At 71.9% G+C, this 20,152-nt stretch carries 15 protein-coding genes; 10 read left to right on the forward strand and 5 right to left on the reverse strand.

Features of this window, described 5'->3' with window-relative positions:
• Window positions 1-54 precede the first annotated feature (54 nt).
• Entirely contained in the window at window positions 55-696 is a 642-nt protein-coding gene (locus tag KR546_RS10050; RefSeq protein WP_238444572.1) for a PH domain-containing protein, read from the forward strand.
• 33 nt (window positions 697-729) lie between these two features.
• Here the strand turns inward: KR546_RS10050 and KR546_RS10055 are convergent, their stop codons facing one another.
• Window positions 730-1,500, reverse strand: coding sequence for an SDR family oxidoreductase (locus KR546_RS10055; protein ID WP_238444573.1), 771 nt, complete (start codon window positions 1,498-1,500; stop codon window positions 730-732).
• Window positions 1,501-1,665: 165 nt separating this feature from the next.
• On the opposite strand from KR546_RS10055, the gene KR546_RS10060 reads away from it, so the two are divergent.
• The 4 genes from KR546_RS10060 (at window position 1,666) to KR546_RS10075 (ending at window position 8,165) form a co-directional block, all read left to right on the forward strand.
• Window positions 1,666-3,537: an ABC transporter ATP-binding protein gene (locus KR546_RS10060; RefSeq protein WP_238444574.1), complete on the forward strand. Its 1,872-nt coding sequence runs from the start codon at window positions 1,666-1,668 to the stop codon at window positions 3,535-3,537.
• Between the two features lie 136 nt (window positions 3,538-3,673).
• Window positions 3,674-4,825, forward strand: coding sequence for a S8 family peptidase (locus KR546_RS10065; protein WP_238444575.1), 1,152 nt, complete (start codon window positions 3,674-3,676; stop codon window positions 4,823-4,825).
• Between the two features lie 103 nt (window positions 4,826-4,928).
• On the forward strand, window positions 4,929-7,388 hold the full coding sequence (gene hrpB / locus KR546_RS10070; protein ID WP_238444576.1) for an ATP-dependent helicase HrpB: 2,460 nt from the start codon (window positions 4,929-4,931) through the stop codon (window positions 7,386-7,388).
• Window positions 7,389-7,751: 363 nt separating this feature from the next.
• Complete coding sequence (locus tag KR546_RS10075) at window positions 7,752-8,165, forward strand: hypothetical protein (RefSeq protein WP_238444577.1); 414 nt, start codon at window positions 7,752-7,754, stop codon at window positions 8,163-8,165.
• A gap of 61 nt (window positions 8,166-8,226) precedes the next feature.
• Here KR546_RS10075 and KR546_RS10080 read toward each other — a convergent pair whose 3' ends face one another.
• Entirely contained in the window at window positions 8,227-9,393 is a 1,167-nt protein-coding gene (locus KR546_RS10080; RefSeq protein ID WP_238444578.1) for a phospholipase D-like domain-containing protein, read from the reverse strand.
• Window positions 9,394-9,656: 263 nt separating this feature from the next.
• On the opposite strand from KR546_RS10080, the gene KR546_RS10085 reads away from it, so the two are divergent.
• The 4 genes from KR546_RS10085 (at window position 9,657) to KR546_RS10100 (ending at window position 13,288) form a co-directional block, all read left to right on the forward strand.
• The gene (locus KR546_RS10085; protein WP_338019135.1) at window positions 9,657-10,760 is read left to right on the forward strand and encodes an ABC transporter ATP-binding protein; all 1,104 of its coding nucleotides are present in this window, start codon (window positions 9,657-9,659) and stop codon (window positions 10,758-10,760) included.
• Window positions 10,757-11,443: an ABC transporter permease gene (locus tag KR546_RS10090; RefSeq protein WP_238444579.1), complete on the forward strand. Its 687-nt coding sequence runs from the start codon at window positions 10,757-10,759 to the stop codon at window positions 11,441-11,443. Before KR546_RS10085 ends, KR546_RS10090 begins: the two co-directional genes overlap by 4 nt.
• Window positions 11,443-12,180, forward strand: a complete 738-nt coding sequence (locus KR546_RS10095; protein WP_238444580.1) for an ABC transporter permease — start codon at window positions 11,443-11,445, stop codon at window positions 12,178-12,180. Before KR546_RS10090 ends, KR546_RS10095 begins: the two co-directional genes overlap by 1 nt.
• 142 nt (window positions 12,181-12,322) lie before the next feature.
• A complete protein-coding gene (locus KR546_RS10100) occupies window positions 12,323-13,288 on the forward strand; it encodes an ABC transporter substrate-binding protein (RefSeq protein ID WP_238444581.1) in 966 nt (321 codons plus the stop codon).
• A 67-nt stretch (window positions 13,289-13,355) separates the two neighbouring features.
• On the opposite strand, the gene KR546_RS10105 is transcribed toward KR546_RS10100, so the two are convergent.
• Complete coding sequence (locus KR546_RS10105) at window positions 13,356-15,557, reverse strand: pentatricopeptide repeat-containing protein (RefSeq protein ID WP_238444582.1); 2,202 nt, start codon at window positions 15,555-15,557, stop codon at window positions 13,356-13,358.
• Window positions 15,558-15,783: 226 nt separating this feature from the next.
• On the opposite strand from KR546_RS10105, the gene KR546_RS10110 reads away from it, so the two are divergent.
• On the forward strand, window positions 15,784-16,650 hold the full coding sequence (locus KR546_RS10110) for a VOC family protein (protein WP_238444583.1): 867 nt from the start codon (window positions 15,784-15,786) through the stop codon (window positions 16,648-16,650).
• Between the two features lie 38 nt (window positions 16,651-16,688).
• On the opposite strand, the gene dapB is transcribed toward KR546_RS10110, so the two are convergent.
• Window positions 16,689-17,498, reverse strand: a complete 810-nt coding sequence (gene dapB / locus KR546_RS10115) for a 4-hydroxy-tetrahydrodipicolinate reductase (RefSeq protein ID WP_238444584.1) — start codon at window positions 17,496-17,498, stop codon at window positions 16,689-16,691.
• Between the two features lie 124 nt (window positions 17,499-17,622).
• On the reverse strand, window positions 17,623-20,091 hold the full coding sequence (locus KR546_RS10120; RefSeq protein WP_238444585.1) for a polyribonucleotide nucleotidyltransferase: 2,469 nt from the start codon (window positions 20,089-20,091) through the stop codon (window positions 17,623-17,625).
• Window positions 20,092-20,152: the final 61 nt, after the last annotated feature.

The following is a 20,152-nucleotide window of genomic DNA, read 5'->3' on the forward strand; positions in this document are numbered from 1 at the left end:
GGGTCCCCGGGACTAGGGTGACGCCCGTTGGAACCCACGACCGGGAGTGGCGCGATGGCCTATCCGAGGAACCTGCTGACGGCGGACGAGGAGATCATCCACGAGTTCCACGCCCACTGGCGGGTCCTGCTGCCCGCCATCGGCTGGATCGTCCTGCTGCTGGTCGCCGCGGGGCTCGTCGGTCCCCTGGTCGACGACATGTCGATCGGCTCCTGGGCCCTGTCGTCGGCCCTGTGGCTCCTGGCCGTGCTGCTGGGCCTGGCCCTGTCGGTCAAGCCGGTGATCAACTGGCTGTTCACGCAGTACGTGCTGACCACGGAGCGCATCATCGTGCGACGAGGGATCATCTCGCGCAGTGGCGTCGAGATCCCCCTGGAGAACATCAACAACGTCCACTACAGCCAGCGCGCCATCGAGCGCATGCTGGGCTATGGCGACGTGATGCTCGAGTCGGCCGGCGCCACCGGCCAGTCCCGGCTGTCCAACATCCCCGACCCCCAGCAGTTCCAGTCCGAGATCTACTCGGCCCGGGAGGAGCGGATGTTCACGCTCGAGCGCGGCGGCGGTCAGAAACTGGTCGCGGGCGGACCGCGTGACGTCGCCGAGCAGCTGACCCAGCTGGCCGCCCTGCACGATGCCGGCAAGCTGACCGACGAGGAGTTCGCGGCCCAGAAGCAGCGGCTGATGAACGGCTGACGGTCGTCCGGCACGGCCGCGACCGGCGACGGCTCACAGCCCCCGGACGGCGCCCCCGTCGACCCGGACCGCGGTCCCGGTGACGTAGCCACTCATCGGCGACAACAGGAACACCGCGACGGCCGCGAGCTCCGCGGGGTCGCCGATGCGTCGCAACGGGATCGACTCGGCCTGTGCGGCCCACTGCTCGTCGACCGACCGGCCCTCCTCGCGGGCTCGAGTCTCGACCAGCTCCGCCAGCCGATCGGTGGCGAACCGGCCGGGCAGGAGCGCGTTGACCCGGATGCCGTCCGGACCGACCTCGTCCGCCAGTGACTTGGCGTAGGCCCACACCCCCGGACGGGCGACGTTGGACGCGGCGATGCCGGCGATCGGCTCGACCGACGACGTCGAGGTGAGCACCACCAGGCTGGCCCCGGAGCCGACGCGTCCCGCCAGGTGGTGGAGCAGGCGGATCGGGCCGACCGTCGCGACGTCCAGGCCGTCCGCGAGTCCTTCCACGTCCAGCCCGAGGGCCGAGGACGCCGGCGGGCCCCCGTGGGACACGAACGCCCCGTCGAGCCGACCGAAGGCCTCCTCGGCCGCGTCGGCGAGCCGCCGTGGCGTCGCCGGGTCGGTGATGTCGGCGGTCACGCCGACCGCCCCGTCACCCAGTTCCTGGGCAACCGACGCCACGTCGGCGGCGGTCCGCGACGAGACGACCACCCGGGCGCCCTCGGCCACCAGGGCCGTGGCGACCGCCCGGCCCAGCCCGGACGTCGAACCCGTCGTCACGTACACGCGGTCGTGCAGGTCGAGGTCCACGCGGGCGAGCCTTCGTCGAGTTGGTCACGGGGGGGACCTACGATAGTTCAGGCTTCCTGCGGCGCCCCGACGCAACTCCCGGGTCGCCCGGAACACCACGTGTCGTGGCGGGCGTTGGCCCGTGCGACCCGACCTCGATCCGACCACCATCGGCCAAGGACCTGCATGCCCCCCGGAACCGGATTCGGCGCCTGGCGCCTCCGCGGCCTGGGCGATCCCGACGACCTCGGTGATCGCCCGGTCGACCGTGAGACCGTGCGCCGGGCGTGGGGACTGGCACGACCGTTCCGTCGTCGCCTCGCCGGCTACGTCGCGATCATCGTCACCGCCTCGGCGCTGGGGGCGTTGCCGCCACTGCTGATCCGCACGATCCTCGACGAGGCGATCCCGCAGGGCCGGATGGGGCTGCTCTGGGCGATCGCGGGAACCATGGTGGCCGTGGCCGTGGGCGTGGCGGGCCTGAGCCTCGTCGAGCGCTGGCTGTCATCCAGCATCGGTGAGCGGTTCATCCTGCGCCTGCGGGTCCTGCTCTACGAGCACGTCCAGCGGATGCCGCTGGCGTTCTTCACCCGCACCCAGACGGGCGCCCTGATCACGCGGCTCAACAACGACGTGATCGGTGCCCAGCGGGCCCTGACCGGCACGCTTGGCGGCGTGATCGACAACGTCATCTCGGTCGGGGTCACGCTGGTGGCGATGCTGCTGCTGGACTGGCAGATCACCCTGCTCGCCCTGGTGCTCCTCCCCCTGTTCGTGGTCCCGGCCCGGATCGTGGGACGACGTCTCCAGGAGATGTCACGCGAGTCGATGGCGCTCAACGCCGACATGAACTCGGTCATGACCGAGCGCTTCAACGTGTCGGGTGCCCTGCTGGTCAAGCTGTTCGGACGTGGCACCCGCGAGGTCGAGGTGTTCTCCGACAAGGCGGGCCGCGTCGCCGACATCGGGGTCCGCCAGGCCCTGCACGGGCGGATGCTGTTCGCCTCGCTGGGGCTGGTCGGGTCGCTGGCGACGGCGCTGGTCTACCTGCTCGGAGGCCGCCAGGTCATCTCCGGCAGCCTCGAGACCGGCACGGTCGTCGCGCTCGCGCTGTACGTCACGCAGCTGTACGGCCCGCTGGCACAGCTGTCCAACGCCCGGGTCGACCTCATGACCGCGCTGGTGAGCTTCGAGCGGGTGTTCGAGGTCCTCGACCTGCCGCCGGCCATCACCGAGCCCGACGACGCCACGTCCCTGCCCGACCCACGCGGCGACGTCGCCCTGCACGACGTGTCGTTCCGCTACCCGGCCGCCCAGGGCAGCAGCCTGGCGTCGTTGGAGGGCATGCAGCCGACCCATGGGCTGGACGCGTCGGACTGGATCCTGTCCGACGTCGACGTCACCGCCCCGCGCGGCACGATGACTGCCCTGGTCGGGCCGTCGGGCGCCGGCAAGACGACCCTGGCCATGCTGCTGCCCCGCATCCACGACGTGACCGAGGGCTCGGTCACGATCGACGGCGTCGACGTGCGTGACCTGTCGTTCGACGACCTGTCGCACGCCGTGGGTGTCGTGACGCAGGACCCCCACCTGTTCCACGACTCGATCGCCAACAACCTTCGCTACGCCGCCCCCGACGCCACGGACGCCCAGCTCGAGGCGGCATGCCGCGCGGCACGGATCCACGACGTGATCGCACGCCTGCCCGACGGCTACGACACGATCGTGGGCGAACGTGGCCATCGGCTGTCCGGTGGCGAGAAGCAGCGCGTCGCGATCGCGCGGGTGATCCTCAAGGACCCGGCGGTCGTGGTCCTCGACGAGGCCACGGCCCACCTTGACTCGGAGTCCGAGCGGCATGTCCAGGCAGCGCTGGCCGACGTGCTGGACGACCGGACCTCGTTCGTGATCGCCCATCGGCTGTCGACCATCGTCGACGCCGACCAGATCCTGGTGCTCGACGACCACCGGATCGTCGAGCGCGGCACCCACGCCGAGCTGGTCGCCAAGCAGGGCATCTACGCCGAGCTCGCCCGCACCCAGCTCGCCGCCGCCTAGATCTGCTTCCCCCGGTATCAGGTGCGGGACTGACCGCCTCTGGGACGGCGAGCGGGTGTCGCCGGAAACTGGGGCTGGTGCTCGCTCGTGCCGAGAGGCATGATGAACTCGCGAACACCAGACAAGGGGCAGTGCCATGGATGACCAGGACTACGTCGTACTCGACCTCGACGTCGGCGAGACGCCGACCCGCGGTGACGGTGAGGGACCGGGAGAGATCGAGGTCACCCGCGCCCGCCTGTCCGACGCCGAGGCAGCAGACGCCCGGCGCCGGTCCGACCGGATCGTCGCACCGACCATGCCACTCACGCTCATCGAGCCGATGACGTCCGACGCCCCGCTGGAGGCCACGGCGGGCCCGACCTGGGGTGTCCAGGCGGTCGGCGCGGTCGGCTCGTCGATGACCGGAGACGGGGTCACCGTCGCGGTGCTCGACACCGGCATCGACGCCGACCACCCGGCCTTCACCGGCATGGACGTCGTCGAGCGCGACTTCACGGGGAGCGGCAACGGCGACGACCACGGCCACGGCACCCACTGCGCCGGCACGATCGCCGGGCGTGACGTCGACGGCACCAGGATCGGGGTGGCACCGGGAACGTCGCGCCTGCTGGCCGGCAAGGTGCTCGGCGCCGGTGGCGGCGGGACCGACACGGTCGCCGACGCCATCCAGTGGTCGGTGGACGAGGGCGCGGTCGTGATCTCGATGTCGCTGGGCATCGACTTCCCCGGCTTCGTTGCCAGCCAGGTGGCCCGGGGCATCCCGGTCCAGCCGGCCACGTCCATCGCCCTGGCCGCGTACCGGGACAACCTGCGGCTGCTCGAGGCCTTGGCGTCCTACGTCGGGGCCCAGTTCCGCTTCGGCCAGTCCGGCATCCTGGTGGCCGCCGCCGGCAACGAGAGCCGCCGCTCCTCCGCGCCGGCCTACACCATCGACGTCGCCCCGCCCGCCTCGTCGCGCGGCTTCCTCTCGGTCGCCGCACTGGGCCAGGAGGACGACGGCGACCTGTCGGTCGCGTACTTCTCCAACACCGGCGCGATGGTCGCCGGACCCGGCGTCGACGTCGTGTCGGCCCGTGCAGGTGGCGGGCTGACGAGCATGAGCGGCACCAGCATGGCGACGCCACACGTGTCCGGCGTCGCCGCGCTGTGGGCTCAGCAGCTGCTGGCCGAGAACGGCGAGATCGACCCGGACCTCCTCACCGACCGGATCGTCGGCACGGCCCGGCCGATCGACGGGATCGACGTCGTCGACGCCGGCGCCGGCCTGGTGACCGCGCCCGACTGAGCCGCTGGCCGAGCGGTCCGACCGTTCGGCTCGGCCGGGCGGCGGCGGTGTCGGACCGCGGCCCCGCGTGCAGCGGGGTCCGCGGGCCGGCAACCTTCGGAGCATGCCACCTCCTGCGTCCCACCCGTCCCGGTCCGGGCGGCTCGCGCTCCCCATCGACGACGTCCTGGACGACCTCGAAGACGCCGGACCGACGGTGATCGTCGAGGCCCCACCCGGTGCCGGCAAGACCACCCGGGTGCCCCCACGGCTCCTCGACCTGGTCGACGGACGCATCGTCGTCCTCGAACCACGCCGGGTCGCCGCCCGCGCCGCGGCCGCCCGCATGGCCGACGAGGCCGGGGACCGAGTCGGCGGACTGGTCGGCGTCACCACGCGGGACGATCGACGCACGTCACGCGACACCCGCATCGAGGTCGTCACCGAGGGCGTGCTGGTCAACCGCCTGCAGCGTGACCCCGGACTGCGTGGGGTGGGCGCGGTCGTCCTGGACGAGTTCCACGAGCGGTCGCTGGACGCCGACCTCGCCCTGGCCTTCACCCGCGAGGTGCAGGCCCTGCGCGACGACCTGTGGGTGGTGGTGATGTCGGCCACCCTCGACCAGGAGCGCCTCCGCACGGCCCTGCCCGACGCGACGGCGGTCTCCGCCCCCGGACGCCGGTTCGACGTCGGCATCACGCACCGCCCGCGGGCGGTCACGACCGACCTGGAGGTCGCGGTCGCGGAGACCGTCGACCTGGCCCTGCACGAGACCGACGGCAACGTGCTCGTCTTCGTCCCGGGGATGCGCGAGATCCGCCGGTCGATCCGGGCCATCAGGGCCGGCGACCGGGTCGACGTGGTCGGCCTGCACGGATCGATGGGGCGGCGCGCCCAGGACGACGCCCTGCGGCCCACCGGTCCCGGACGACGACGGGTCATCGTCGCGACCGACGTCGCCGAGTCGTCCCTGACCGTCCCGGACGTGACCGCGGTCGTCGACTCCGGGCTGGTTCGCCAGCCCCAGCTGCACCCGGCCACCGGGTTGACCCGGCTGGTCACGGTCCCGACCTCGCGGGCCTCCGAGGACCAGCGCACCGGCCGCGCCGGCCGCGTCCGCCCCGGTCACTGCTGGCGGCTCTACTCGGCCACGGCGCCACGGGATCCCCACCCCACCCCGGAGATCGCCACGACCGACCTCACCGGCATGGCACTGCAGGTGGCCAACTGGGGCGCCAGCGTCGACGAGCTACTCCTGCTGGACCGCCCGTCACCGGACACGTGGTCGTCGGCGCTGCGCAGCCTGCGCGACCTCGGCGCGGTCGACGACCGGGGGGACGGCACTGCCACGATCACCGCGCACGGACGTCGGCTGGTTCGCATGCCGACCGATCCGCGACTGGCCCACGTGCTGGTGGAGGCGGACCGACACGGCCGACTGGACGACGTCGCCCGCGCCGTCGCCGTGCTGAGCGAGGGCGACCCGTCCGACGCGCGCCACGCCGACCTGGCCGCGCGACTGGAGCTGCTGGCACGGGGCGAGGGTCGTCACCGCCGGTGGACACGCGAGGCGACCAGGCTCGCCCGCGCGACGCGCCGTGGCCGCCCGGACGGCTGGCACCCCGCCGCCGAGGACGCCTCTGTCGGGGCGCTGCTCGCGACCGGGTTCCCCCGTCGGATCGGCCACGCCCGTCGACGCGGGCAGTTCACCCTGGCCAGCGGGCGCGGGGCGTTCGTCCCCGACCACGACCCGCTCGCCACCGCCGAGTTCGTCGTCGCCCTCGACGTCGACGACCGCGGCACCGATGGGCGAATCCGCCTCGGGGCGCCGGTCACCCGCCAGGAGCTGGAGGCGGTGCTGGGCGATCGCCTGGAGCGGACGACCACCGCGACGTGGGACACCGACCGACGCGACGTCGTGGCCACCGCCACCACCGGGTTCGGTGCCGTCGTCCTGGGCCGCGTGCCCGCCGAGGTGCCCATCGCGGCGCGCCAGGCCGCCCTCCTCGACGGTGTCCGTCAGCAGGGGCTGGACCTGCTGGGGTGGGACCGTCCCCTGCGGCAACTGTGCCGCCGGGCGGCCCACGTGGCCACCGCCGGGGGCGTCGACCTGCCGGCCATGGACGATCGCGCGCTGCTCGCCGACCTCGACGACTGGCTCGCACCGTTCCTGGCGTCGGCCCGCACCCGCGCCGACCTTGCCAGGGTCCCGCTGCGTGCCGCGCTGGAGCACCGGCTCGGCCGGGACGGGCTGGCGGTCCTGGACCGCGAGGCCCCCACCCACGTCCGCGTGCCGTCCGGCCGCTCGGTGGCCGTGGACTACGACGACGAACGCGGCCCGGCGATCCGCGTGAAGCTCCAGGAGATGTTCGGCACCACCCGGGTCCCCCGGGTCGCCGGCGAGCCGGTGGTGGTCATCATGGAGTCCCCCGCGGGTCGACCGCTGCAGATCACCCGCGACCTCACCACCTTCTGGGCCGACGGCTACCCGGGCGTGCGCGCCGACATGCGCGGCCGCTACCCCAAGCACCCCTGGCCCGAGAACCCCCTCACCGCCACCCCGACCCGCCGAACCAAGCGCTGACTCCAACCCGCTGGACGTTCGAGCGGGTGCAAAACCGAGCGCGAACCGCACCGAACCGCACCCACTCACCTGTGTCTCCCGCAGCAAGCCCGAAGCGGGTGCAAAACCGAGCGCGAACCGCACCGAACCGCACCCACTCACCTGTGTCTCCCGCAGCAAGCCCGAAGCGGGTGCAACACCGAGCGCGAACCGCACCCACGTGCACCCACTCACCTGTGTCTCCCGCAGCAAGCCCGAAGCGGGTGCAACACCGAGCGCGAACCGCACCGAACCGCACCCACTCGGGGGACGGGGAGGTGGTGGCGCGGCCTTCAGGAGCGGGGGTTGGTTGGCATCGGCGAGCTGGTCGGGCACCCTCGCCCCATGATTCCCCTGCTCGCCGTCATCGGCGTCGGAGTGGTGGCCCTGTGGCCGCGACTGCGCACGTCCTTCGCCTCGACCCCACCCGACCAGGCGTGGGACCACTTCCTGGTGGCCAGCGGGCTGCGGCCGGTGCCGGTCAGCATGGCCGACGTCCAGGCGGTGGCCGAGCGTGCCGGGGTGCCGACCGAGCTGCTCGACCGGGCGGCGCTGGGCCGTGTCGACGGCGACCTCGCGCTGGCAGCCCCGTTGACCAACGGCCGCGTGCTGGTCGGTGTCCGTCGCGACGGGCCGGTCGCACGCGAGCGGGGCCTGGTCGTGCGTGACGGCTGGCAGCTGCACCTGCTGGAGGGCCCCGTCGACGCGGCCTGGTCACGCACGCCACTGACGAACGCTGGTCGGGCGACCCGCCGCTGACACGCCCGGCGTCGGGACGGTCAGCACGACGCCCACGAGCCGGCGTCGGTCGGGCAGCGACCTAGATGAACTTGTCGATCACGGCCGTGGCGGCGGACTGGGCCCGCTCGACCAGGCCGCGCTCCTCCCACCACTCCTCGTCGACCTCGATGCAGCGTTCCCGGTCCGCGGCGAAGTCGCGGTCGAGGATGTCGACGAGGTCGCGGTCCAGCGCGATCAGGTCGATCTCCTCGTCGTGGCGGATCGACCGGTCGTTGTAGTTGGACGACCCGACATCGGCGATGAGTCCGTCCACGGTCAGGATCTTGGCGTGGAGCATCGTGGGCTCGTAGGACCACAGCGTGACGCCGGCCTCGAGCAGTTCCGGGTAGGCGCGCTCGCCGTTGGCCTGCGGCAGCCGCTTGTCGATGTTGGTCCCCGGGAACATGACCTGCACGTCCACGCCCCGCTCGGCGGCGCGGACCAGCCACGTCACCATGTCCTCGCTGGGCGAGAAGTAGGCCGTCGTGAGGCGGATCTTCTCGGTGGCGAGTTCCAGCAGGACGCGCTTGACCAGTGACACGGCCGACTCGGAGACCTCGGACTCGCCCAGGATCACCATCGCGCGACTGTCGCCACTGGTGTCCTGCGGCGGGAACGTGTCGTGCGGGGTGACCAGCGGATGCCCACTGGGCGCCCAGTCGTCGATGAACCCGGCGCGGATCGTGTCGACGCACGGGCCGGTCACGCGGAAGTGCGAGTCGCGCCACTCGTCGGGGTTGCGGGCGTCGCCGTCCCACTCCTCGGCGATGCCGACCCCACCGACGAACGCCAGGGTCTCGTCGATCACGCAGATCTTGCGGTGGGTGCGCTTGCCGATCCCGACCAGCTCCTCGGCGTCGGCGGCCGGTGGTCGGAACCAGTGCACCTGCACACCAGCGTCCTCCAGCGAGTCGACCAGGTCGCGGTCCATCGACATCGCCCCGAAGAAGTCCAGGATGACACGCACGCGCAGTCCTTCGCGTGCTCGGGCCTCGAGGGTCTTGCCGATGACCTGGGCCGGTCGACCGGTCCAGTAGACGAAGGTCAGCAGGTCGATCGAGCGCTCGGCGTTGCGCATCGCCTTCACCATCTCGGGGAAGATCTGGTCGCCGTTGCGCAGACGAGTGATCGTGTGACCCGTGGGCATCGGGGTGCCGAGCAGCGTCTCGAGACGACGAGCGATGGTGGCGTCGGGATGGTCGGGCATGACAACTGGCTCCGGGCGTGGCGTGGCGGACACGACCCTATCCGCCCGTCCGCGCCCCCGGCCGTCGGTCCGTACCCCATCGGTGCGGCCTCCTATCCTCGTGCAACATGCCGACCCGTCCCCGGTGCCCGGGGTCCGCCGTCCAGCGGAGCGGGAGCGAGTCCGGCCGGTGCCAGCCGTGCACCGACACGACCCGAGGACGGGTCCGGCCCGGGACGATCCGGGGCGGCCGTTCGTCACGCACGAGACGTCAAAGGCGCGACGTGAGCGACCCCATGATCCGGCTCGACGACGTCACCAAGTCGTTCCCCGGGACCTCCGAACCCGCCGTGGACGGCCTGAGCCTGCCGATCGCCGCCGGCGAGATCGTCACGCTGGTCGGCCCGTCCGGCTGCGGCAAGACGACCACCCTCAAGATGATCAACCGGATCATCGAGCCGACCTCCGGGACGATCACCGTCGACGGCGAGGACGTGCGGTCCCGGCCGGCGCACGAGTTGCGTCGGGGCATCGGCTACGTGATCCAGCAGATCGGGCTGCTGCCCCACAAGACGATCGAGGACAACGTCACCACGGTCCCCCGCCTGCTGGGGTGGGACGACCAGCGCCAGTCGGACCGGGCGCACGAGCTGATGGAGTTGATGGACCTGGACCAGTCGATGCTGTCGCGGTACCCGTCCGAGCTGTCGGGCGGCCAGCGCCAGCGCGTCGGGGTCGCCCGTGCACTCGCCGCCGACCCACCCGTCCTGCTGATGGACGAGCCGTTCGGCGCGGTGGACCCGATCGTGCGGCGGCGCCTCCAGGAGCAGTTGCTCGGCCTGCAGGAGGAGCTCGGCAAGACGATCGTCTTCGTCACCCACGACATCGACGAGGCCATCGCGCTGGGTGATCGGGTGGCGATCCTCAACGTCGGGGGCCACCTCGCCCAGTACGCGACGCCGACCGAGCTGCTGTCGAACCCGGCCGACGACTTCGTGGTCGACTTCCTCGGCGACGAGCGCGCACTGCGTCGCCTGTCGCTGCTGCACGTGGCGGACCTGGAGCTGGCGGAGGGTCCGGTGGTCGCGGCCAACGCCTCCGCGGCCGACGCCCGCGCGGCCGCCGACGACTACGACGCGAACTGGGTCGGCGTGACCGACGACGAGCGCCTGCGTGGCTGGCTGTGGACCTCCGAACTGGTCGACGGGAAGTCCGCCGGGGACCACGACACCCGGGACTTCCGGGTCTGGATCCGACCCGAGGACTCCCTGCGCACGGCACTGGACGCCATCGTGTCGTCCCGCAACAACGTCGCCGTCGTGTCGGACGGACAGTCCTACCACGGCATGCTGTTCGTCGAGCAGGTCACCGCGGAGCTGCTGGCATGACCAGCGTCGCCGCCGTCCTGGCCCAGCAGGGCAGCTTCCTGGACTGGGAGTGGATCAGCGCCAACACCGACCTGATCTGGGCCCAGACGGTGCAGCACGTCGTGCTGACGGTGGTGTCGGTCGTGGTCGGGATCGTGCTGTCGCTCCTGCTCGCCCTGCTGGCGGTGCGTTGGCGATGGCTGACCGGACCGATCCTGGCCTTCGGCGGGATCCTGTACTCCGTGCCGTCACTGGCGGCGTTCGCCCTGTTGGTGCCGTTCTTCGGGATCACCGCCACCACCGCGGTGATCGCGCTGACGACCTACACCGTGCTGATCCTGGTCCGCAACATCCTGATCGGGCTGGACGGCGTCCCGGCCGACGTCGTCGAGGCGGCCCGTGGCCAGGGCTACACCGACCGCCAGGTGTTGTGGAAGGTGCAGCTGCCGCTGGCGACGCCGGTCATCATCGCCGGGGTCCGGGTCGCAACGGTGACCGTGATCGGGTTGGTGACCGTGACGGCGCTGATCGGCCTGGGCGGACTGGGCGACCTGATCCTCACCGGGTTCCGGCTGCTGCCACCGCTGCCGGTGATGGTCACCACGGGCACCGTCCTGTCGGTCGTGCTCGCGGTCGTGTTCGACCTGTCACTGGTCGGCCTGCAACGCGTGCTCACACCCTGGACCCGACGAGGAGCAGACTGATGCTGGAACTCCTCGACATGGTCCAGGCCTTCCTGGCCGAGCCGAACCGGTGGAGCTTCACCGAGCCGGCCGGGATCCCCTACCGGCTGGTGGAGCACCTGTGGACCACCGCGGTGGCGATGGTCATCGCCGCCGTCCTGGCCCTGCCGCCGGCGATGTGGCTGGCACACGAGCGTCGCGGCGAGGCCATCGCCGGGGCCCTGGTCAACATCGGTCGGGCGATCCCGTCCTTCGGGCTGATCGTCGTGTTCGTCCTGTTCGCGATCGAGCGGGGCAACTCCGGCCAGTTCTGGCCGCTGGTGCTCGCGCTGGTCGCCCTGGCGATCCCGCCGATCTTCACCAACGCCTACACCGGGATCTTCTCCGTGGACCCCGACCTGGTCGAGGCGGCCCGCGGCCAGGGCATGAGCGGTGGGCAGGTGTTCCGCCAGGTCGAGCTGCCGCTGGGCACGGCCGTGGTGCTGACCGGCCTGCGGATCTCGCTGGTGCAGGTGCTGGCCACCGTGGGCATCGGCGCGATCGTGACGTCTGGGGGCGGGCTGGGTCGCTACGTCGTCGACGGGTTCGCGATCGGCGTCAACGGCTACGGCGAGGTCTTCACCGGTGCGGTCCTGCTCGCCGGACTGGTGCTGGCCGTGGAGTGGGTGTTCGAGTGGCTGCAACGACGGCTGCTGCCGACCGGCCTGCAGGTCGAGACCGATCCGGATGCCGGCATGACCGCCGTCGGGGGCGCCTGAGCGACACCGTCGCGACACCCGTGGTGTGCGCACGCCGCACGGTCCGGGGTTCACCCCGACCGGGCGGGGAACGATCGCGGTCGTTGGGTCGTTCGCCGCCACGCGGGGCGACCACCTCCCACTCCGACAAGGACGATGTTCCATGCGCACCTCTCGACTGCTCGTCGGGCTCGCCGGTCTCGGCCTGGCCCTGACCGCCTGCGGTGGCGTCAACGACGCCGGAACCGACGATGCCGCGACGGACGCTGCCACCGAGGCATCCGCACCCGCCTCCGACGCTCCCGCCTCCGAGGACGGTGGAGGCGGCGGCACGGTCACCGTCGGCGGGTTCAACTTCCCGGAGTCGACCATCCTGGGCGAGATCTACGCACAGGCACTGGAGGGAGCCGGGCTCGAGGTGAACCGCCAGCTCGACGCCGGTACGCGCGAGATCCTGCTGCCCGAGATGCAGGCCGGCAACGTCGACATCATCCCGGAGTACGTCGGCTCGCTGATCGCGACCGGCTACGGCGAGACCCCCGAGACCGACCCCGAGGCCGCGCTGGAGCAGGCGCGGGAGGTCGTCTCCGCTGACGACCTCGCACTGCTCGAGCCCGCCGAGGCCCAGGACAAGAACGTGTTCGTGTCGACCACCGCGTGGGCCGAAGAGAACGGTGTCACCGGCCTGGCCGACCTGGCCGACGCCGGCGACGTGACCCTGGCCGGTGGCCCCGAGTGCGAGGACCGCGAGACCTGCTTCGCCGGACTGTCGAGTGTCTACGGGCTCGACAACGTCTCGTTCACGACCATCCAGGAGAAGTCGCCCCGGCTGGCCGCACTCGAGTCCGACCAGGTCCAGATGATCCTGCTGTTCTCCACCGACCCGGTGTTCGAGGACGGCACCCTGACCATCCTCGAGGACCCCGAGAACCTCAGCCCGCCCGAGAACGTCGTCCCGCTGGTCCGCCAAGAGACGCTGGACGCGTCGCCGGAGATCGAGGAGACCCTCAACGAGGTGTCGTCGATGCTGACCACCGAAGGCCTCACCAGCCTCAACGCCCAGGCGTCCCAGGGTGAGCAGCCCGCGGACATCGCCGCCGGGTGGCTCGAGGAGAACATGGGCGGCTGACACGCTTCCCCACACATGACCGAGGGCCCGCCGGAAACGGCGGGCCCTCGCTCGTGTCGCGCGACGTTCAGTCCTCGTCGGGCGACTCGGTCGTCGAGGTGTCGGTGGCGACGTTCGCAGGAGCCGCCGGAGCGGACGGCTCGGGCTCGGGCGACTCGGTCGTCGAGGTGTCGGTGACGTCGTCCGCAGGGGCCGCCGGCTGGTCCGGGGCAGGGCTCGCCGACGGGCTCTCGTCCGGCGCCGCCTCCTTCTCCGCGACCGGCTGGTCTGCGTCCACCTCGGCCTCCGCCGAACCCGCCGGATCCTCGTCCGAACCGTCCGACTGGTCGTCGGACGGTGCGTCCGCGACAGTCGCCTCGGGCTGCGGTGCGGCAGTCTCCTGGGCCCTGTCCTGCACCTGCGTGTCAGGAGCGTCACCTGTTGGTGCGGCGGTCTGGTCGGCCGCGTCCTGCACCTGCGTGTCAGGAGCGCCACCCGTTGGTGCGGCGGGCGTGTCGGGTGCGCTCTCGACCTTCTGGTCGGATGATGCTGCGCTCCGGCGTTGTTCGACGATGGCGTTGGCCTCGGCGATCTCGGTGTCGGGGTCGGCGTCGGGCAGGCGGCGCTGGGTCTCGCCGGAGGCCCAGGCGATCGCCTTGTCGTGGCGCTCGTCGGCCTCGATGCCGGCAGCGACCATGGCGTCGCGGACGGCCGTGGCGGGCTCGAGTCGACCCGTGCGGGCGAAGGCCCACAGCAGCTCGCGATAGGTGGGCTCGTCGACGGTCACGCCGGCGCCGGCGAGCAGTTCGAGCAACGCCTGCGACTGGTCGAGCCGGTTGGCCTTGGTCAGGGCGGTGACCAGCCGGGACGCGTCGGAGACGGTCGGCGTGATCTTGGCCGACACCATCTCCTTGACCAGTGCCACGACCGTGTCGAAGTGCTTGGCCCGGGCGTGCGCGGCCAGCAGCGAACCCCAGTGCTGGCCCTTGGTGAGGGTCTTGGAGACCCGCAGGCGACGCAGCAGTCGGACGGCGTCGTCCAGGCGGTTGGCCCGCACCAGCGCCTCGACCAGGTCGGCGCCCCGGCGCCGGTCGGGGGTGAGGCCCGCGGCGATGGTCTCGTCGTACAGCGACAGGGCGAGGTCGACGTCCTTGCTGCGCAGCACGACCGCGACCAGTGCTGCCACCTTGGACGGTGGCGGCGGCACGCCCAGCATGATCATCCAGTCCAGTGCCGCGATCGCCAGCGTGGCGTTCTTGCGATCCAGTGCGAGGCCCATCATGGCCTCGAGGTTGCCGCCGGACGGGATCGCGTCCTCGGACAGTGCCAGGGCCTCGGCCCAGGTCTTCTGCAGGTCGCCGCCCTCGATCACCGACGCCAGGAGCTGGTTGCGGTGGTGGCTCGAGACCTTGCCACCGGCCTCGGCCAGCATCCGCATGGCGGCCTGCGCCGACTCGCGGTCACCGCGCTTGGCGTGGCCGTCGACCAGCGCGGACCGGGCCTCGTTGTCGACCGCGATCCCGGCCTCGGTCAGCGTGGCCAGCAGTTGCTCGCCCCGGTCGGGGTGCCCGGCCTCGGCCATCATCGTGACCAGCCGCGTGGCGACCTGGGTCGACGGGCCGGCGCCGACGTCGACCTGGTGGGCGACGTAGGACTCGGCGTCCCGGATGGCCTTGCGATCGAGGATGTCGTCGAGCAGCGGCGTGTAGTCGGCCGGCTGCGCGGCGACCCCGACCCGCGACATGCGGTGCAGCAGCCCCCGCGCCTCGCCCAACTGGCCGGTGCGGACCCGCAGGCCGAACAGGCGTGGCAGCAGCCGGTCGGGGGTCGGCACCTCGCGACCGAGGTCGTCGAGCCGCTCCATGGCACCCGGGACGCCGGTGCGTGCCCGTGCCAGCGCGATCTGCCACGTGACGTCGGCGTCGCGCTCGATGCCGAGTTCCGCCATCTGGTCGAGGACGGTCGCCGCGCCGTCGAAGTCGTTGGCGGCGAGGTGCGCCTCGAGGTAGAGCCGGTAGTGGCGCGAGTTGCGCGGGACGTCGCGCTCCTCCATCGACGCCCACACCTGGCGGGCCATGCGCAGGTCGCTGGAGAAGCGCTGCAGGGCCTGGGTGTAGCGGTCCTCGGCGGGCTCCGGCTGGGGCTGGGGATCCGGCTCGGGTGCCGGGACGCGGCTGGCGGGTGTCCGGTCGGCCGGCGGCGTGGACGCCTCGGCCGACGGCGACGGTGACGGTGCGGGCTGCGTTGGCTCGGTCGTGGGCGCGTCGGTGGGGCGGGACGGGTCGGACATGCGTACGGATCCTTGAACGGTGCACGGGAGACCGTCCGTGCCCGGATCGACCGGCCATCGGCCGACAGGTGCCCACGGTAGTCCCCGCCACCCGGGGGGGCCGACCTCCCGGCAGGTGTCACCGGTCCGACCGATGTCGCGGGACCATCGAGTCGAGGACGCGTGCTGTCCGGGTCCGTTCGTAGCGTGCCGACTCACCACCACCGACGAACTCCCGGAGGACCCCATGTCCCAGCTCGACCGCTTCATCCCCGGCGTGCCCTGCTGGGTCGAGGCCCACCAGCCCGACCCCGTGGCCGCCGGGACCTTCTACGCCGGCCTGTTCGGGTGGGACTGCAAGGACACCATGCCCGCGGACAGTCCGGACCCGTACCTGGTGGCCCGGCTCGACGGGCGGGACGTCGCCGCGATCGGCCCGGTGCCGGAGTGGCACGGCTCGGGTCCGACCTGGATCACCTACGTCCGCGTCGCCACCGTCGACGACGCCGTCGCCCGAGCGGTCGAGGCCGGCGGGCGCGTGCTGTCCGAGGCCTCCGATGTCGGCGACTCCGGCCGGATGGCGGCGTTCGCCGACCCGGAGGGGGCGGTCCTGTGCGTGTGGGAGGCCGCCCGGTTCCCCGGGGCCGAGGCGGTCAACGAGCACGGCGCCGTCATCTTCAACGACCTGGCCACCCCTGACCTCGCCGGCGCCGAGGCGTTCTACGGCGCCGTGTTCGGTTGGGGGCTGCTCGGCATGGGCGACGGGGCGATGTGGGTCCTGCCCGGCTACGGCGACCACCTCGAACAGCTCCGGCCGGGGACGCTGGACGGCCTGGACGACGGGGGCACACCGGCCGGCTACGAGAACGTGGTCGCCAGCGTCCGGACGATCCCTGACGACCCCGACGACGGGTCGGCGGGCTGGGGCGTCACGTTCGGTGTCGACGACACGGACGCGATCGCGGCCCGGGCCGAGGAACTGGGTGGCACGGTCCTGCAACCACCGATGGACCTGCCGTGGGTGCGGATGTGCGTGATCGCCGATCCGCAGGGTGCGGTCTTCACCGCCAGCCAGTACGTGCCCGACAACGCCCCGGAGGCCGGCGTGGGCTGAGACCGTCCCGGGGGCGGCTCCGGCCGCCCCGACCTCGGCTACAGGAGGTGTTCGAGGCCGACGACCAGCGGGGCGTCGAGGTCGGCGACGGCCCGGACGGCCAGCACCACGCCCGGCATGAACGACGACCGGTCGATCGAGTCGTGCCGGATGGTCAGGGTCTCGCCGACCCCGCCCGCCACGACCTCCTGGTGGGCGACGAGCCCGGGCAGGCGCACGGCGTGGACCGGCACGCCGCGGTGGGTGAAGCCACGCGCGCCGGGGTGGCGGTCGTCACCCCCGACCGGCTCGACGTCGGTCGTGCGTGCGTCGGCCACCATGTCCGCGGTGCGCAGGGCGGTCCCCGACGGGGCATCGACCTTGCCGTCGTGGTGACGCTCGATGATCTCGATGTCGGGGAGGTGCCGAGCGGCCTCCGCGGCGAACTGCATCATCAGGACGGCACCGATGGCGAAGTTGGGAGCCACGAACACGTGCCGGTCGGCGTCGGTGGCGGCCCCTTCGACGGCCGCCAGGTCGTCACCGTCCATCCCGGTGGCGCCGACGACGACGTGGATCCCGGCGGCCAGCAGTGCCTCGACGTTGGCGCGCACGGTGTCCGGGGTCGTGAACTCGACCGCGACGTCCACCCGGTCGCCGTCGAGGTCACCGATCGCGGCCACGATGGTCGGCCCGTCCTCGACCCCGGCCGGGCTGGTCCCGTCCGCCGACGGGTCGACGGCGGCCACCAGCTCGAGCCCGTCCGCCGCGTCCACCGCCCGACAGACCTCGGCACCCATGCGTCCTCCGGCACCCACCACCGCCACCCGGATCGCCACGCCAGTCCTCCTCGTCGAGTCGTCGTCCATCGGCCGCCGACCCTACCCCTCTCCCCGGGTCGCCCGCGGATCCGCCGCCCCCTGTCGGCCGGGGACGCAGACGTGCCCGGGCCGCGAGGGCCCGGGCACGTCGGAGTGCGAAGTTCGGTGCGAGTCAGCCGCGCGAGCGGCTGCGGGTGCGCGAACGGCTGCGGCTGCGCGAACGCTGGCCGGAGTCGTCGGAGCCCTCGGCCGCCTCGCGGCGACGCGAGCGGGTGCGACCGCGTGAGCGGCCGTCGTCGTCCCCGTCGTCCGAGTCGTCGTTGGACCCACGACCGTTGTCACGGTCGTCCGAGCGGTCGTCGGAGGCCTCGGCCTCGTCGTCACCGTCGTCGGAGTCGTCGGCACCGGTGTCGGCGTCGTTGCTGCCGTCCCCACCACCGTCGTTGGGCTCGTCGCTCAGCAGTTCGAGCTTGAACTTGCGGCCACCGTCGAGGACCTCGAGGATCTCGACGAGCAGCTTGTCACCGACGTCGACGGCGTCCTCGCCGTGGTCCAGGCGCCCACCGTCACCCAGCTTGCGCAGCTGGGAGATGTGCACCAGGCCGTCGGTGCCCGGGGTCAACGACACGAACGCGCCGAAGTCCACGGTCTTGACGACGGTCGCGTTGAAGCGCTCGCCCTTCTCGGGCACGACCGGGTTGGCGATCGCGTTGACACGCGCCACGGCGGCCTCGGCGATCTCCTTGGTGGAGCCGTAGATGCGGGCGACGCCCACACCGTTCTCCTCCTCGATGTCGATCTGCGCACCGGTCTCCTCGGTGATCTCGCGAATGATCTTGCCACCGGGGCCGATCACGTCGCCGATCTTGTCCTTGGGAACGGTGATGATCTCGACCCGCGGCGCGGTCGGGGCGACCTCGTCGCGCGGCTCGGCGATGGCCTCGGCCATCACGTCGAGGATCTCCAGCCGGGCCTCACGGGCCTGCAGGAGTGCATCGGCCAGGACGTCGGCCGGCAGGCCGGACAGCTTCGTGTCCAGCTGCAGTGCGGTGACGAAGTCCCGGGTCCCGGCGACCTTGAAGTCCATGTCGCCGAAGAAGTCCTCGACGCCCTGGATGTCGGTCAGGGTGGTGTAGACGTCGTTCTCGTAGATCAGGCCCATCGCGATGCCGGCGACGGGTGCGTGGATCGGCACACCGCCGTCCATCAGCGCCAGGGTCGAGCCACAGACCGACGCCATCGACGTCGAGCCGTTGGACGACAGCACGTCGGAGACGACGCGCATCGCGTACGGCCAGGTGTCCAGGGACGGCAGGACCGGCTTGATGGCACGCTCGGCCAGTGCCCCGTGGCCGATCTCGCGACGCTTGGGGGACCCGACACGACCGGCCTCACCGGTCGAGTAGGGCGGCATGTTGTAGTGGTGCATGTAGTACTTCTCGGTCACCGGGTCGAGCGTGTCCAGCCGCTGGTTGTCGCGGGTGGTGCCCAACGCCAGGACGCTCAGCGCCTGGGTGTCACCGCGCTGGAACAGGCCGGCACCGTGGGTGGCCGGCAGGACGCCGACCTCGGCCCGCAGGGCACGGATGTCCTCGGGGCCACGACCGTCGATGCGCACGCCGGTGTCGACCACCTTGCGACGCACGACCTTCTTCTCGACCGTGCGGAACGCCTCGCGGCCCTCCTTGGCGGCACCGTCGCCGGCGTCGTCCCCGAGGTCGGCGACGTAGGCGTCGACGACCTCGTCACGGATGACGGCCAGGGCCTCGTCCTTGGCTTCCTTGCTGGAACCCTCGTCGGCGTAGACCTCGGTCACGCGGTCCATGGCCAGCGCCGACACGGCCTCGTAGGCCTCGTCGGAGTGGTTCGGGAACAGCGGCAGCTCGCGCAGCTCGCGGCGGCCGACCTTGTCGACGAACGCCTGCTGGGCCTCACACAGGTCCCGGATGATCGGCTTGACGTCCTCGATGGCCTGGCCGATGAGTTCCTCGGTCGGGGCATCGGCGCCCATCTCGATCTTGGTGACGGCATCCTCGGTGGCCTCGGCCTCGATCATCAGGATCGCGACCTCGCCGTCGATGACGCGACCGGCGATGACCATCTGGAAGACGACGTCCTCCTCGAGCTCCTCGAAGGTCGGGAAGGCGACCCACGAGCCGTCACGGGTCAGCGCGTAGCGCACGGACCCGACCGGACCGTCGAACGGCAGCCCCGACAGCATCGTCGCCAGCGACGAGCCGTTCATCGCCACGACGTCGTAGGGGTCTTCCTGGGTGGTCTGGATGATGGTGTTGACGACCTGGACCTCGTTGCGCAGGCCCTCGGTGAAGGTCGGACGCAGCGGGCGGTCGGTCAGGCGGCACACCAGCACGGCGTTCTCGCTGGGACGACCCTCGCGCTTGAAGAACGAGCCGGGGATCTTGCCGTTGGCGTACATGCGCTCCTCCACCTCGATGGTGAGGGGGAAGAAGGGCAGGAAGTCCTTGACCTGGCTGGACGCCGTGGTGGTGGTCAGGACCTTGGTGTCGCCCATGCCGACGACGACGGAACCACCGGCCTGCTGGGCCAGCAGGCCCGCTTCGAAGGTCAGTTCCTTGCCGTCGATGTCGAGCGTGTGTTCATGAATTCCGAGTGCACCCACTGGTGCCTCCTTGCGATCTGGCACGAGGCCGGCCGCGTCGTGGTCCACGCCCCGTGGGGCG

It is taken from the genome of Salsipaludibacter albus (assembly GCF_019798055.1).
GTDB lineage: Bacteria > Actinomycetota > Nitriliruptoria > Nitriliruptorales > Nitriliruptoraceae > Salsipaludibacter > Salsipaludibacter albus.

Coding starts and splice junctions, on each gene's coding strand:
- KR546_RS10050 (WP_238444572.1), top strand. CDS start 55: ATGGCCTATCCGAGGAACCTGCTGACGGCGGACGAGGAGATCATCCAC.
- KR546_RS10060 (WP_238444574.1), top strand. CDS start 1,666: ATGCCCCCCGGAACCGGATTCGGCGCCTGGCGCCTCCGCGGCCTGGGC.
- KR546_RS10065 (WP_238444575.1), top strand. CDS start 3,674: ATGGATGACCAGGACTACGTCGTACTCGACCTCGACGTCGGCGAGACG.
- hrpB (WP_238444576.1), top strand. CDS start 4,929: ATGCCACCTCCTGCGTCCCACCCGTCCCGGTCCGGGCGGCTCGCGCTC.
- KR546_RS10075 (WP_238444577.1), top strand. CDS start 7,752: ATGATTCCCCTGCTCGCCGTCATCGGCGTCGGAGTGGTGGCCCTGTGG.
- KR546_RS10080 (WP_238444578.1), bottom strand. CDS start 9,393: ATGCCCGACCATCCCGACGCCACCATCGCTCGTCGTCTCGAGACGCTG.
- KR546_RS10090 (WP_238444579.1), top strand. CDS start 10,757: ATGACCAGCGTCGCCGCCGTCCTGGCCCAGCAGGGCAGCTTCCTGGAC.
- KR546_RS10095 (WP_238444580.1), top strand. CDS start 11,443: ATGCTGGAACTCCTCGACATGGTCCAGGCCTTCCTGGCCGAGCCGAAC.
- KR546_RS10100 (WP_238444581.1), top strand. CDS start 12,323: ATGCGCACCTCTCGACTGCTCGTCGGGCTCGCCGGTCTCGGCCTGGCC.
- KR546_RS10105 (WP_238444582.1), bottom strand. CDS start 15,557: ATGTCCGACCCGTCCCGCCCCACCGACGCGCCCACGACCGAGCCAACG.
- KR546_RS10110 (WP_238444583.1), top strand. CDS start 15,784: ATGTCCCAGCTCGACCGCTTCATCCCCGGCGTGCCCTGCTGGGTCGAG.
- dapB (WP_238444584.1), bottom strand. CDS start 17,498: ATGGACGACGACTCGACGAGGAGGACTGGCGTGGCGATCCGGGTGGCG.